This is a genomic window from Prevotella sp. P6B1, from assembly GCF_000702825.1.
Taxonomy (GTDB): Bacteria; Bacteroidota; Bacteroidia; order Bacteroidales; family Bacteroidaceae; genus Prevotella.
Genome location: NZ_JNKF01000012.1, coordinates 27,762 through 43,013, shown reverse-complemented (window position 1 = coordinate 43,013; position 15,252 = coordinate 27,762). Strand labels below are relative to the sequence as shown.

The window sequence follows — 15,252 nt, the reverse complement described above, 5'->3', positions numbered from 1 at the left end:
CGCAACAGAATCTCCTGCTTCCAATGACCATCGGCATATAATAGTCAATTAAAAATCAATAAATTTTGCCAATATTTAACGTAGGTACCCTAAAAGGGGGTCCTTTTGGTGCTATACGTCAGAATTGGCTACTTACTAATTTATCAATAAGTTACTGGATTATTCTTTCAATCCAAATTCTTGTTGAGTCTTTTGTTTTTTTAAATATGTGAGATTTCCAAGTTAAATGAATATACAATGAAAGAAATGATAAGACCATTAATTAAAAAGATAAGGAGATAAATATGGATACGAAATATGAATATAAGGTATGCACAAGATGTTTAACCTTCAACCATGCGCCATACATAGAGGACACACTGAGTGGCTTTTCCAATCAGGAGACGACATTTCCTGTGATTCATTGTATTATTGATGATGCCAGTACAGATGGTGAGCAAGAAGTAGTGAAAAAGTTTGTGTATGAGAACTTCTGCATAGATGGTTTAACAGAAGAGACTGATGACTATGTTATGTTATTCATACGACACAAGTCCAACATAAACTGTTACTTTGCTGTCTATTTTTTGAAATACAATCATTGGCGAGTGCCAGAATTTAAAAAAAGAAAAGAAGAGTACTTTGAAAGATGGACTGAAAAAGCAAAATACACTGCATTATGTGAAGGTGATGATTATTGGACAGATCCCCAAAAATTACAAAAACAGGTTGATTGGTTAGAAAATCATGACGATTATTCTATGTGTTTTCATCAGGCAATTGAGCATTCTGAAAACGGTTCTTTTCCAGATCGCCCATTTGCAATAATAGAAAATAGAGATTACGATGGTGTTGAACTTTTTAGAAAATGGATTGTTGCAACGGCCTCTGTGGTGTATAGGGCGAGTATACACAATTCACAGATTTTTAAAGAGACTCGTGAGAATAAGAATTTTTGCTATGGTGATATTACCCTTTTTCTGTCATGTGCTCATGAAGGTAAAGTCAGAGGTATGTCTGATATGATGAGTGTTTATAGACGTAATGATGGTGGTGTTACTCTTTCAGTGTTCAACACTTATAAAAAGGCGTTAAAAACAGCTGTTCATAATCATGAGATATACAAAGTTTTTGGAGAAGCATACAAAGCAGATTCTGACCATTTCGTTTTGACTATATTATGTAGTAATTTTGTTAAGCATAATGTGCCAGATGATGCCAAAAAGGAAATGATTGATTATGCAAAAACCATTTCAAAAATTGGGACTTATTCTATGATATGTAAATTCTATATTTTAACACGCCTACGCGAATTTAAACATCGGATATTGAGATGAAAATATCAATCGTTACAATCAACTTTAATAATGGAGATGGACTTGAGCGTACCATCAAAAGTGTTCAGGAACAGACTTATCAAGACATTGAACACATTGTTATTGATGGTGCTTCTACAGATAATTCTGTAGATGTAATAAAATCCTTGGAAGAAAAAATTGCATACTGGGTAAGTGAGTCAGATAAAGGTATTTATAATGCCATGAATAAAGGCGTCGCTCAGGCTCACGGAGAGTATTGTCTTTTCTTGAACTCAGGTGACAGACTTTTTAAACCAGATTCTCTTGAGAAAGTGATTCAACAAGCCCCAACTGAAGATATTGTATCTTGTGATGTTATAAGAGATGATGATGAGGTTTATGGATATGATTCACCACCAGATGAAATAACCCCTGCATTTATTAGTAGAAGTGCTATTCCTCATCCTTCTACGCTGATAAAAGCCTCTGTGATAAGACAATATGGTTATCGTGAGGATTTTAAACTTATATCGGACTGGATTTTTTTCTATGAGGCTTTAATAAGAAACGATGCGACGTATCAACATATTAGTTTGCCATTGTCAGTTTTCTATACTGATGGTATATCTTCAAGAAATAAAAATCTAATTAAAGAAGAGGGAAGAAGATATAGTGCAAGTATCTTTTCGAAACGTATGCTAAAAGAAAAACATACCCAGATTTACAAAGATTTCATTGATAGACAGTTCCTTTCGGATAGATATAATAAAATCATACATCATGTTATAAGATTTTTCTGCTGGCTACAAAGTCATAATATAAAAATGTAATTAATAATAGTAAGGCAGATATGAAGGTTCTTCAAATTAATACGACATATAACATTGGTAGTACGGGACGTATAGTAGCGGGAATTGACAATGTCCTGCAAAACGCAGGTCATGTTTCTTATGTCGCCTTTGGTTATGGGAATGTAGAAGATAGACATCATTTTCGTATTGTAAATCGCTTTGAGGCAATATGCCACAATGTGTTATCACGTTTTACTGATGGGCAAGGGCTTTTTTCACAACTGGAAACAAAAAAATTGCTCAGATGGATGGATGATATACAACCTGATGTGGTACATCTGCACAACCTTCATGGTAATTATGTGAATTATCCCATGCTCTTTAAGTGGTTACAGCATTCAACATGCAAGGTAGTTTGGACGTTGCATGATTGTTGGCCTTTTACTGGGCATTGCGCTTATTTTGATACTGTTCAATGCTTGCGCTGGAAAGATGGATGTCGCGATTGCCAGCAATATAGGTCCTATCCAATGTCTTTCTTTGTTGATCATAGTAAAAAAAATTGGCATAAGAAGAAAGAGCTATTTACTTCATTAGGTGAACGCCTTGTTATGGTACCTTGCTCTGAGTGGCTCGGAGGATTGTTGCGTGATTCTTATTTTGAAAACACTAAAATTGAAGTTGTTCATAACGGTATTAATATCTCGAATTTTTGCATTTGGAAAAAAACAGAACCAGCGTGTAATGGTAAAGTCTATGTGCTGGGAGTGGCACCAGCATGGGCAAAAAGGAAAGGGCTGGATGACATGATGAAATTGAGAAAATTACTACCAGACATAATTGATATGGTATTGATTGGACTGACTATAAAACAATTATCAAGACTCCCAAAATCTATAATTGGGAAAGAGCGTGTAGACTCAGTTGAAGAATTGGCACAGCTCTATTCAGGGGCTTTAGTACTCGTAAATCCAACTTATGAAGATAACTACCCTACCGTAAACCTTGAAGCTGAAACTTGCGGAACACCAGTAATTACGTATAGAACAGGTGGAAGTCCAGAGTCAGTGCCTGAGGATATGGGGGTTGTAGTGAGACAAGGTGACGTAAATGGCCTATATAAAGCGGTTTTAGATATTTATAATAATCCATTGAAATATAACTCTGAAAGAATAAGTCGGTTAGCTCGTTGTAGGCATGATGAGAACTTGTGCTTTCAATCATATCTTAAAATCTACGAAAAAATATGGGAATGATTCCTTATTATTTCATGCTTGCTATCATATTGATATGTGCATGGGCCTTTAGTCCAAAAATGTCATCGAAGAAACAGAAGTGGCTATTAGTTGTAGCATTGTTACCCGTTTTCTGTTTGTTGTCATTCAGATCAGAATCAGTTGGAGCTGATACGGCAAGCTATACTTCGTTATATTTGAATATGGCAGACCTTGGAAGTGTGGATAAAACGAGTCGAATTGAGTTCGGATTTCAGTTGTTCTCTATTGTTTTGTATAAATGTTTTGGCTCAACGCAGGCCCTTTTTATTTTTTCATCGCTGATTGTATGTGTTTCATTGTTCATTTTCATTAAACGGACTGCGACTAATCATTCTTTAGCTTTGTACTTTTTCGTAACTATGGGTTTTTTTCAGTTCGCTTTATCTGGTATTAGACAAACGTTGTCAATATCTATATTATTATATACTCTTCCATTTATTCAAAACAAGAAATTAATTCCTTATTTTGCTATTGTTATTTTGGCGTATTTATTTCATAAGTCTGCTCTATTATTCTTACCGATGTACTGGATAATGAATTTGAGAGTTACAAAATTAAACATGTTGCTTGCATTTGGTATAATGCTGGGAGCGCTTATTTTTGCTGAACCACTATTATTGACAGCTGCTGATGCACTTAACTATGATTATGGCATAGAGAGTACGGGTAACGGTATACTTTTTATGTTAGTCGTCTTAATTATCTCTGTGTTATGTTTAAAGAATAGATTAGTAATAATAAATAAAAAAGCTACAAATGTTTTATTGCTTAATGCCAATTATGTTTCCCTAACGCTTTGGGTGGTTAGGCTTGTCAGTCGTACGGTTGAAAGAGTGTCATTGTATTATATGCCTTTTACATATGTAGCGCTTGAACAATATATTAGTACGCGGTCTAATAATAACAGATGGTCTTTTGTGTTAGTAGCTGTATTGTTGGCAACATTTTTGTTTGTTCATCGTATTTCTCCATCAGAAGCATTGAATAACTTTACATTTTATTGGCAATGATAAAAATTGTTTTTGTTTCAAACTACATTAACCATCATGAAAAGTTCTTTTGTGATGAAATAAGTAAAAAGCCAGGAGTTGAATTTCATTTCATCCAGACCATGCAAATGGATGAAGAGCGTGTAAATCTTGGATGGAGTATTGATATTAACTCTTTATCCTATTGTACATGCTCTTATGGAAGTAATGGCGAGTATGAAAAGGCACTTAAGTCGTGCTCAAGGGCTGACGTGCTTATTCTTGGAAGCGCTCCATACGAGTTTATCGCAGAACGTGTAAGGGAGAACAAACTCACTTTCTTTTACGCTGAGCGGCTTTTTAGGAACGGTTTGTGGCACATGTTGTACCCTCCTACTTTCTTCAATGTCCTGAAGCGTTTTATTATCCCCGGAAATAAGAGCAATTTCTATATGCTTTGCGCAAGTGGATATACAGCACTCGATTGTCACAAGATACATGCATTCCGAGGGAAATACTTTAGGTGGGGGCATTTCATCGAGGTGAAGAATTTTGATTCCGTTGATGCGTTATTGGAGTCTAAAAGGTTGAAACACCCGCAGGGCGTTTCCATTCTTTGGGTTGGCAGATTAATTGGATTAAAACACCCTGAACAGGCTATTCAAGTGGCAGCAAAATTAAAACATCAAGGATATAAATTTGAATTGAACATCATTGGGACAGGAGAAATGGAAGAAGCCTTGGAACAAGAGGTTAAAGAAAAGGATCTCACAGCAATCGTCCATTTCTTAGGTGTAATGAAGCCCCAAGAAGTCCGCTCCTACATGGAGGACGCTAACATATACTTGTTCACAAGTGACTTTAATGAAGGCTGGGGGGCCGTCCTTGGTGAGGCAATGGCCTCGGGCTGCGCTGTTGTAACGAGTCATGGTATCGGTGCCACACCATTCCTTGTCAAACATAATGAAAACGCTTTGATATATGAAAATAGCAACAAGGAGTCTCTCTTCCGTAATGTAAAGAAGCTAATTGAATCGGAAGAGTTAAGGACGAGACTAGCACGTAACGCCGTTGAAACAATGGGGAACCTATGGAATGCAAATGTTGGGGCCAATCGGTTGTATGAAGTGATTAAAGCTCTGAAAGCTGGTACTGACATCCCAATATATGATTATGGTCCGATGAGCAAGGCGGCATTATTAAGTAATAATTGGTTTAAAGATGATACAGTCTAAGAAAGATTATCTCTATTATTTAGAGTGCGATAAATTAGCCCTACGCAAAACGACAAAATGGCCACGATACAAACATGATATAATTTGGATTTTTGAGCGTTTGCTTAGGAAGTGTGAATACTTTGAGAACTGCCGGCATGACATGATTGGTCGGCTTTATGGAAAATGGCTAAAATATCGTTATGTGTGTTTGAGTCATCAGCTCGGATTCTCCATTGGATTTAATACATGCGGTCCAGGTCTTAGTCTGGAACATTATGGAAATATAGTCATCAACCAGATTGCTAAGATTGGGTGCAATTGTCATATCATTGGAAGTGTTGTCATTGGAGCAACAGAGGACGATAAGGTGCCAACAATAGGGGATAATGTGTTTATCGGTTTCGGAGCCGCTATTGTTGGTGATGTAAAAATTGCAGATGGTATTGCTATAGGGGCTAATGCTGTCGTAACAAAAGATATACTCACTCCAAACGTGACAGTGGGTGGCGTTCCGGCAAAGATTATCTCACAGAGGGGTTCTGAAGGTTATTTAGTTAAGGCAACTGAAAAGATCAAGAATCAATATTAATGTAAGTATGAGTAAAATAAACGGCGTTAAAAATGCATTAAAGCCTCATTATCATAGGCTTCAACGGATGTTTAAGTTTTATCGAAGGATAGGGTTATATAGTAAGGATTTTTCCATAATCAGTAACAATTGCACAGGTGGTTATGTGTACCAGTATTATGGTATACCATATAATACTCCAACAGAAGGGCTGTATTTCACTACGAGTGATTATATAAAACTCATGCAAATCCCTGAGTATTACTTTAAACAAAAAGTTCACCTTATAGATCCGCAAAAGTCTAGTTTATATAAAGAAGGAAGAATCATTAATCATCCTGTTGGTTTAATTGATGATGTCGAAGTGTATTTCTTGCATTATCATGATCCAGAAGAGGCTCTTAGTAAATGGTATAGGCGTGCATCAAGGATTAATTATAATAAATTGTTCTTTCTATTGACTGAAACTGAACTCATGAAGCAAGGACATGTACAGCAGTTTTCGGAAACAATTGAGAAAAAGGAGTATACTGGGGTTTGCTTAACAATGAACGATTATAACGTATCTCATTCTAAGTTTATTCCAAATGTTCCATTAGACGAGGATAATGGGAATGCATCTTGGAAGCCAGAGATAATTATTTCATCTTTAGATTGGAAAAATATATTAAATTCTTTATGATTGAACCAACAATTAGCGTAATCATTGCCGCATATAAGGTGGAAACTTACCTTCACAAATGTGTGGACAGCATATTGGCTCAAACGTACAAGAATCTGGAGCTCATTTTAGTGGATGATGGCTCTCCAGATTCATGCGGAGCGATTTGTGATGATTATGCAAAAAAAGATGACAGAGTAAAGGTCGTCCATAAGGCTAATGGAGGACAGTCTACTGCGCGTAACGCTGCATTAGATATTGCGCAAGGTGACTATATTGGTTTTATCGACGGAGACGATTGGATAGAACCTGTGATGTACCAAAGTCTTTTAGACGTATCATTTAAGGAGGATGCAGATATCGTTCAGTGCGGATGGTATAAAGTGGAAACCGATGGGACAAAAGAATGTCCGTTCTCAGAACCTTTCAAGGAAGTATATACTTCTGAACGGGGATTGGATGAACTGATTCAATCCCAAGGTGGGCATTTGAATACCAGTGTCTGTTGTAAATTATTCAAACGAGATATTGCGCAAAAATATAGGTTTTCTCCTGTTCGGGCATATGAGGACGACGAGTACATCTTCAAGACAGTGTCTGAGGCTACAAGAATAGTCTGTATTGATACTCCTTATTATAACTATTTAAATAGAGAAGGGAGTACGATGACAGCGACTTTCAACCTCAATAAGATTGCACTGGTTACAATACAGAGCAATATCTGTGAATTGCTTAGGAAACGCTATCCCGAACGTTACCCAGAGGTCCAAAAGATATTGTGTTCAAAGCAATTCTATATATTGCACAGCTTGCTAAGACATTCAGAGATTGATGAGAACGGGATTCATGCCAAGGAATTATTCGATTCGTTGATGACGAGTTATGGTAGTTATATGCAAAATTCTCAGATGGGGCGAAATAAACTTGTACTTTGGTTGATGAAGTATATGCCCTCTTTTGTGTGGAAAAAGGTTTTAGATATTAGATTTAAAAAAACATAAGCATTAAGGAGTAATTTGTAACTCTTTTAACGATTACTATCTAAACAATGGGGAAACGTATTCTTATAACATCAATACCTTCATGGAATCAAAATGGTTCAAATACATGGACAACATTATTTGATTTCGCAGAACCTGAAGATGTGGCAAACTTGTTCATTAATCCTGAATTGCCAGATTCTAAGGTCGCATCGCGCTATTTCAACATTTCTGAACGTAATGTTGTAAAAAGTGTGTTTAAAAGAAATATTCAAACTGGCTGTGAAGTGTCGGTTAAAGAATATACCAAAAACAGTAAACTTGTACAGTCGTATCAGAAAGATCAAAAGAGGGTTAGGTTCTTTATGAAACATAGATGGCGCTTTTTTATGTGGTTGCGCGAATTTGCTTGGTTCTTTGGGCACTGGAAGTCCAAAGAATTGGATGAATTCATGAAGGATTATAAACCGGAAGTTTTAGCATTTGCGATAGAAAACTATCCGTACTTCAATAGGCTCAACGAATACTTAATTGATACATACAAGCCGAAAACTGTAATCGGATTCTTTTGGGATGACAATTTTACATATAAGCAACGACCGTATAGCTTATTTTTTAAAATTGAGAGGTTTTTCCAAAGACGCATGGCTCGTAGATTAGTTGGTAAATGTACAAAAATACTTGCGATTAGCCAGAAGATGAAGAGTGAATGTGATGCAGAGTTCGGTGTGAACAGTATAGTGATAACAAAACCCATTTTTAATCTGGATCCATTTATTCCATACAAAGTAAGTGAGCCGATTAAGATGCTATACACAGGTAAGTTGGTGATTGGGCGTGATCAAACAATTGCTAAAGTGGTAGCAGCAATAAAGGAAATCAATACAAATGGCCAGAAGGTTATATTGGATATCTATACTAATACATTACTTTCTGAAAAGATGAAGAAGCAAATAGATATCTCTGGGTGTTGCGTGTTGCATGATCCAGTTCCTCAAAATCAAGTGTTTGAATTACAGAAGGGAGCAGATATTCTATTGTTTGTTGAATCGCTGACCGATGAGGATTTGACGGCAAGATTGTCGTTCTCGACAAAATTAACCGACTATTTTGCCGCAGGGAAGTGTGTATGGGGTATAGGTAACGCTGATCTTGGCCCCATATCATATATTAGAGAGGAGGATGCTGGTTTTGTTAGTAGTACCACAAATCAGATAGCAGATGTACTCAATCAACTGGTGGAAACACCGTCTTTGATAGTAGAGTATGCCAAAAAGTCTTATGATTGTGGGAAACGAAATCATGATGGAACAACCATCATCAACAAGTTGAAGAATGATGTGGTTGAGTATTAAGGATCAATATAATGATATGACGATATTTTCAAAATAGACAATAATATAATGGCATTAAAACTAATGTATATTACGAACCGCCCCGAGGTCGCAAGAATTGCAGAAGAAGCAGGGGTGGACAGGATTTTTATCGATATGGAATATATCGGTAAAGACCTTAGACAAGGAGGCTTAGATACCGTACAGAATCACCATACCTTCGAAGATATAAAGGCAATTAGATCCTCTATTTCAGCTGCCAAATTGCAAGTTCGAGTTAATCCGATACATAACGCTATACTTGATTATTGCAACACGGAAGATGAAGTGAGCCGTGCAATTTATTGTGGCGCGGACATCTTGATGTTGCCAATGTATAAGACCATGGATGATGTTGAGCGGTTTTTAAAGGCTGTTGATGGCCGTGCTACCACATTACTGCTGGCAGAAACTGTTGAGGCTGCTTCAATTATGTCGGAAGTGGTAAAAATTAAGGAAGTTGATGAGATTCATATTGGTCTTAATGACTTACATCTTGCCAAGGGTATGCGTTTTATGTTTGAACTGCTTGCTGACGGCTCTGTTGACAGACTATGTAATATTATAAGACCTTCAGGAAAGCCATACGGCTTTGGGGGTATTGCACGCCTTGGCCATGGTGTTCTTCCTGCTGAGAAAATCATTATGGAACACTACAGAGTCGGATCTTCGATGGCTATCTTATCTAGGGCTTTCTGTGACGTTAACAAGATAGATGATATTGCTTTGATAAACCAGCTCTTTAAAACTGAAGTAAAACGGATACGAGAAGCCGAGGATTGTTTTTCAAAGTGTACAAAAGACCAGTTTGAACAAAACCGTCAGGAAGTTGTGAAGTTAGTCAACGAAATAACAAAAACATTATGATAGAGAAAAAGATAAAGATTTGTGCTTTGACGACTATTTCAAAGACTATGGATTGGTTCGTAGTTGATTCGATGCGCAATTTGTCAAATAATGGCTATGACGTTACTCTTATCTGTAATATGGAAGAAGGATTTGCCGAGAGAAATAGCGATTATGCCAAGTGTATCAATATACCAATGAGTAGAGGGGCAAGTCTCCATGACATCATCAAGGTGCCAATCCAACTATACAAACTCTTTCGCCGAGAGAAGTTTGACGTGATATATTACACTTCTCCCAACGTATCGTTATATGCATCTGTTGCCGGTTGGCTTGCAGGTGTAAAATGTCGATTTTATAATCAGTGTGGTTTAAGATATGTTTCTTTTAAAGGGAAAAAGCGTTCTTTATTCAAGTTTATTGAACAATTAACCTGTTCCTTTTCAACTACAATACGTGGTCAAAGTCCACTTAATCGTCAATTTGCAATAGATGAAGGTTTGTGCCCTGCCGAGAAAATTTCCGTGGTTGGCATAGGTGGAACTACAGGTGTGTCACTAAAGGAGTGCGACAGTTTTAATGCTAACGAAGCAAAATTGAGACTGAGGGATAAATATGGCATTCCAGTTAAAGGATTCCTTTTCGGATATGTGGGTAGAGTAAATGCGGATAAGGGTATCAATGAACTTATTACTGCATTTTTGGAATTGCAGAAAAAACACGATGACATATACCTTGCATTGGTGGGTATGATTGATGACACAAATCCCATTAGCGAAGAGAATATGCGTATCGCTAAGGAAAACAGCCATATTTGTTTTACAGGCAATGTGCCCCCCAATGAGGTGTACGCACACATGGCCATGTTTGATGTACTTACGCACCCTACCTATCGTGAAGGCTTTGGTAAAGTTTTGCAAGAGGCTATGGGCGTTAGACTTCCAATTATAACTACAGATGTACCAGGCCCATCTGAAGTTGTTGAAAATGGTGTATCAGGCCTATTGGTGAAAGACCATGATTCTGTTGATTTGTGTGATAAGATGGAACTGCTCTATAGCGATAGCTCTTTACGTGAATCTTTGTCACTTCAAGGGCGTATGAGGGCGGAAAAGTATTTTGACCGTGCAATTATGCTGAATAATATATTGAAAGATTTAAACAGCACGTTAGGTGTATAAGCCCTTCGTAAAGCGGTTAATTTGAAAACGAAATGAGAAAGGAATATTTAGAAGAAAAAGAATCTATAATTAGAGAACTTGTTGCGGCTTCTTTGCCTGCGGAACAAGCTGAAGTAGTTGCCGACTGTTTCGCTACAGCAGATGCTTATGGTGTTACCTCTCATGGTATCAATGTCTTGCCATCTCATGTGGAGAAAATAAAAAGAGGGGGGTATAACTTAAATCCTTCTCTATCCATTGTGCGTGAGTCACCAAGTTTTGCTTTGATTGATGGAGATAATGGTTTTGGGCCAGTATCAGCCACTTTTTGTATGAGTTATGCAGTTGAGCGGGCAAAAAAAGTTGGCGTGTACCATGTGTTTAGTAAGAATAACAACACTGTAGGACCAGCTTTTTACTATCCGTTAAAAGCGGCAGAGAGTGGATGTATAGGTATTCTATTCTCTAATAGCCCTGCACAGATGGCTCCATTTGGGGGAAAGGAGAAAATGTTGGGAACAAATCCGTTCTCCGCAGTTATTCCGGTGCCAGATGGCGACCCCATTATCATCGATATGGCAACAAGTGTCGTTGCGAAAAGCAAATTCAAACAATACAAAGAAGATGGGAAAAAGCTACCTGATGGTTGGGCATTAGATGAGAATGGAAACCCAACAAATGACCCGGAAGAAGGAATGAAAGGATTAGTGTTGCCTATGGCTGGTTTCAAAGGTTATGGTATTGCGATGTTAATTGATTTGATTTCCGGTCTGGTGTCTGGTGCTGCCTTCTTAAACAAAGTTGGTCGGTTCTACTCTTCAGATAATAAGGGTATGAATGTCGGATTCTGTTGTATTGCTATAGAGCCAAGATTGATAATGGGGGATGAGTATGATACCGCTATAAAAGAATATGTCAGCTTATTGCGTAATTCTGAGAGGAACGGGTCAGGGCCTATTTGTCTCCCTGGAGATGATCGTCTGGCATATTTTAATAGAGAACAGTAATACATGGTTTATCTGACCAAAAATATGCAGGTGAAAGCCGAACTTCAATTCTTTGAATTATTGCGTTCAGGCTTATGGGGCAATGAGGCCGATGCGTCGTCGTTTACAAAAGATGTTGATTGGGGGGTAATATATCAATATGCAGATGAGCAGTCTGTATCTGCTGTCGTGTTTGACGGAATTGAGGCGCTGAAAGATAAGGACGGAAAGAATATAACACCTCCCAAGATTGACTTGCTGACCTGGATGGGTGAAGTTTTTATAATAGAAAACAACAATCACGTATTAAATGAGAATCTGAAGACGCTTGAAAGCTATTTTCATGATAAAGGCATAAGAACACTCCTTCTAAAAGGACAGGGGTGTGCTTCATTATATCGGAACCCATTGCACAGGAATAGTGGAGATATTGATTTGTTCGTAGGCTTGGATCAATATGAAGCAGTTAAAAACATTCTTAAGGAAGACGGAATTGCAATAGAAAAGGAAACACGAAAGGATCTTCATTTTATGTGGCATGATACACCTGTGGAATGTCACAAAATGGCATTGCATTATTATAGTCCCATCATTAATCAACCACTACAACGTATTAATAGAGCTGAAGAGTGGCGTGAACCAAGAAGTTTTATATTGGAAGGGCAAGAAATTGGACAGCCGAATCCTACATATAATGCTTTTTTTATATTCATGCACATACATCATCATTTTGTGCAAACGGGAATCGGGCTTAGACAGATATGTGATTGGACGCTTTTCCTTCATCGCCATTGTGCAGAGATTGATTGGGACAAAATTCAACAGTATCTAAAAGATGTTAGGGCAACGCTTGCATGGGTTTCTTTCTATGGTTTCGCAAAAGAATATCTGGCATTAGATATAAATGCCCCTGAGTGGATGAGGCAATACAAAAAAGAAGATGTTCAGTTTTTGTTTAGTGATATAATGGCTGTAGGAAACTTTGGGCAGTCGAGCGAATCAATGAAACACCGCTCCTTTGACAAAGGTTTCTTTGGGAATATATATTCATTCTGGGCTTTGTTCAAACGATTGATAAAAGTCTTCAAATACGGGAAAGAGAAGATTATAGCCTATCCTATATGGAAAGTAAAGGCTAAACTCAGATTCGTCCCATTTTAATTTTGGCATATATGGCGAATAGATATTCTTTTATTAAGAAGATATCCCAATGGTACTTCGGAAAGAATGTTTTACCATATTGGGTGATTCTTTTGATGGACACCGCCATAGTGTTCATCTCTGCGGTGTTCACCTATTGGGTGACAAACCGAACTATGATGGCGTTTGAGAACCGCTTTTCTATGCTCTATACGGCTCTGCTGTTTGCGGCATTGAGCTGGGTGGGTGCAAAGGTGTTCAAGACCTATTCAGGTGTATTACGTTACTCCAGTTCCATCGACTTGGCCAAGCTGGCATACGCCAACCTGACAACGCTGGTGCTGGCAGTGGCAAGCTACTACCTGTTCCGATGGACAGGGGTAGAATGGCTGTGCGCCATCAAGCCGCTGGAGACCATCGTAGTATTCACTATCTCATCGGCATTGATGTGGGCATCGAGACTGGTGGTGAGGATTCTCTACGACTCGTCGAAAGAGGATACTCCAGCTATGCGTGTGCTGATTTACGGTGCGCTGACGGGTGGCGTGGGACTGGCTCAGTTTATCCGCACGCAGAGCCCGCAGCAGTTTGAACTTGCGGGATTCATCTCGCACGAACCTCGCATCAAGAGCATGAAGCTGTTGGGCGTGAAGGTCTATACGCTCGATGGTGACATTGCGGAGGCGATTCGGACGGAACGAATTCAGGCCGTACTGGTAAGCCCTTTCCGCATCAACAACTTCCGACAGAACCAGGAACTGCAGGACCTCCTGATTAACGCAGGCTGTAAGATTTTTATGGCACACGAGATTCAGGAGAGCAGTGTCCAGGACGGTAAACTGACGGACGAACAGCTGCAACTGCACGAGGTGAGTGTGGAAGACTTGCTTCCTCGTCAGGAAATCAAGGTGGACATGAAGTCGGTTGGTGACCTGCTGGCAGGCAAACGCGTGCTGATAACAGGAGCTGCAGGTAGCATCGGTTCAGAAATGGTAAGGCAAGTGGCAACGTTCAAGCCCGCCAAGATGATGCTCATCGACCAAGCTGAGACTCCACAACATGACATTGAACTGATGATGGCGAGGGATTTCCCCGAGGTGCCTTGTGAGGTGGTGGTGACTAGCATCAGTCGCAGAACGAGGATGGAGTATATCTTCGATTCGTTCAGGCCTGAATATGTGTTCCATGCTGCTGCCTACAAGCACGTGCCTATGATGGAGAACAACCCCAGCGAGGCGGTGATGAACAATATTTATGGTACGAAGGTGATAGCAGATATGAGTGTGAAGTATGGCGTAAAAAAGTTCGTCATGATTTCTACAGACAAAGCAGTGAATCCCACAAATGTGATGGGGTGCTCTAAGCGTATCTGCGAGATCTATGTCCAAAGCTTGGCTAAGAAATTAGCAAAGGAAGCAAAAGAAAAAGGCTCTTCATCTACTGACTATACACAGTTTGTGACTACACGCTTTGGAAATGTACTAGGTTCGAATGGCTCCGTTATTCCACTGTTTAAGCAACAGATTAAGAATGGTGGTCCTGTGACAGTGACAGATGAAAGAATTGTGAGATTCTTTATGCTAATACCAGAAGCATGCAAACTGGTACTTGAAGCTGGAACGATGGGCAATGGTGGAGAAATATTTGTCTTTGACATGGGCGAACCGGTGAAGATAGCAGACTTGGCAAAAAGAATGATTGCATTGTCTGGTGCTAAGAATATAGAGATTAAATATACAGGTTTGCGCGAGGGTGAGAAGTTGTATGAGGAAGTGTTGAACGAACTCGAAGGCACTAAACCCACATTCCATGAGAAGATCCGTATTGCTCAAGTGCGAGAGTACGACTATGAACAGGTGGAGAAGGACATTGACGAACTGGTAGAAATCGCCAAGCAGTTCGACAACATGGCCACCGTGAAGAAGATGAAGGAGATCGTGCCAGAGTATAAGAGCAACAACTCAGTGTATGAGAAACTGGACAAGTGATAAATGTGTGCGTTAAAACA

The 15,252-nt window shown here is 38.8% G+C and carries 14 protein-coding genes; all 14 read left to right on the top strand.

Going from position 1 to position 15,252, the window contains the following annotated elements; translation table 11 throughout:
- Positions 1 to 284: 284 nt before the first annotated feature.
- The 14 genes from T495_RS15175 to T495_RS0107020 are packed head-to-tail and all read left to right on the top strand — an operon-like array spanning position 285 to position 15,232.
- Positions 285 to 1,316 (top strand): hypothetical protein, encoded by a 1,032-nt coding sequence (locus T495_RS15175; protein ID WP_155993506.1) that lies wholly within the window; start codon positions 285 to 287, stop codon positions 1,314 to 1,316.
- A complete protein-coding gene (locus T495_RS0107080; protein WP_051651908.1) occupies positions 1,313 to 2,107 on the top strand; it encodes a glycosyltransferase family 2 protein in 795 nt (264 codons plus the stop codon). The genes T495_RS15175 and T495_RS0107080 overlap by 4 nt, the downstream gene beginning before the upstream one ends.
- A gap of 20 nt (positions 2,108 to 2,127) precedes the next feature.
- The gene (locus T495_RS0107075; RefSeq protein ID WP_033148154.1) at positions 2,128 to 3,324 is read left to right on the top strand and encodes a glycosyltransferase; all 1,197 of its coding nucleotides are present in this window, start codon (positions 2,128 to 2,130) and stop codon (positions 3,322 to 3,324) included.
- Positions 3,315 to 4,355: an EpsG family protein gene (locus tag T495_RS0107070; RefSeq protein ID WP_033148153.1), complete on the top strand. Its 1,041-nt coding sequence runs from the start codon at positions 3,315 to 3,317 to the stop codon at positions 4,353 to 4,355. Before T495_RS0107075 ends, T495_RS0107070 begins: the two co-directional genes overlap by 10 nt.
- Positions 4,352 to 5,548, top strand: a complete 1,197-nt coding sequence (locus tag T495_RS0107065; RefSeq protein WP_033148152.1) for a glycosyltransferase family 4 protein — start codon at positions 4,352 to 4,354, stop codon at positions 5,546 to 5,548. Before T495_RS0107070 ends, T495_RS0107065 begins: the two co-directional genes overlap by 4 nt.
- A complete protein-coding gene (locus T495_RS0107060; RefSeq protein WP_033148151.1) occupies positions 5,535 to 6,119 on the top strand; it encodes a serine O-acetyltransferase in 585 nt (194 codons plus the stop codon). The genes T495_RS0107065 and T495_RS0107060 overlap by 14 nt, the downstream gene beginning before the upstream one ends.
- A gap of 7 nt (positions 6,120 to 6,126) precedes the next feature.
- Complete coding sequence (locus tag T495_RS15170) at positions 6,127 to 6,780, top strand: DUF1919 domain-containing protein (RefSeq protein WP_051651907.1); 654 nt, start codon at positions 6,127 to 6,129, stop codon at positions 6,778 to 6,780.
- Positions 6,777 to 7,760 (top strand): glycosyltransferase, encoded by a 984-nt coding sequence (locus T495_RS0107050; protein ID WP_051651906.1) that lies wholly within the window; start codon positions 6,777 to 6,779, stop codon positions 7,758 to 7,760. Before T495_RS15170 ends, T495_RS0107050 begins: the two co-directional genes overlap by 4 nt.
- A gap of 47 nt (positions 7,761 to 7,807) precedes the next feature.
- Entirely contained in the window at positions 7,808 to 9,094 is a 1,287-nt protein-coding gene (locus T495_RS0107045) for a hypothetical protein (protein WP_033148150.1), read from the top strand.
- Between the two features lie 48 nt (positions 9,095 to 9,142).
- Positions 9,143 to 9,979, top strand: a complete 837-nt coding sequence (locus tag T495_RS0107040) for an aldolase/citrate lyase family protein (RefSeq protein WP_033148149.1) — start codon at positions 9,143 to 9,145, stop codon at positions 9,977 to 9,979.
- A complete protein-coding gene (locus tag T495_RS0107035; protein ID WP_033148148.1) occupies positions 9,976 to 11,139 on the top strand; it encodes a glycosyltransferase family 4 protein in 1,164 nt (387 codons plus the stop codon). The genes T495_RS0107040 and T495_RS0107035 overlap by 4 nt, the downstream gene beginning before the upstream one ends.
- Positions 11,140 to 11,171: 32 nt before the next feature.
- The gene (locus T495_RS0107030) at positions 11,172 to 12,125 is read left to right on the top strand and encodes an Ldh family oxidoreductase (protein ID WP_051651905.1); all 954 of its coding nucleotides are present in this window, start codon (positions 11,172 to 11,174) and stop codon (positions 12,123 to 12,125) included.
- A 24-nt stretch (positions 12,126 to 12,149) separates the two neighbouring features.
- On the top strand, positions 12,150 to 13,265 hold the full coding sequence (locus T495_RS0107025; RefSeq protein WP_197020357.1) for a nucleotidyltransferase family protein: 1,116 nt from the start codon (positions 12,150 to 12,152) through the stop codon (positions 13,263 to 13,265).
- A gap of 11 nt (positions 13,266 to 13,276) precedes the next feature.
- Positions 13,277 to 15,232, top strand: coding sequence for a nucleoside-diphosphate sugar epimerase/dehydratase (locus tag T495_RS0107020; protein WP_033148146.1), 1,956 nt, complete (start codon positions 13,277 to 13,279; stop codon positions 15,230 to 15,232).
- Positions 15,233 to 15,252: the final 20 nt, after the last annotated feature.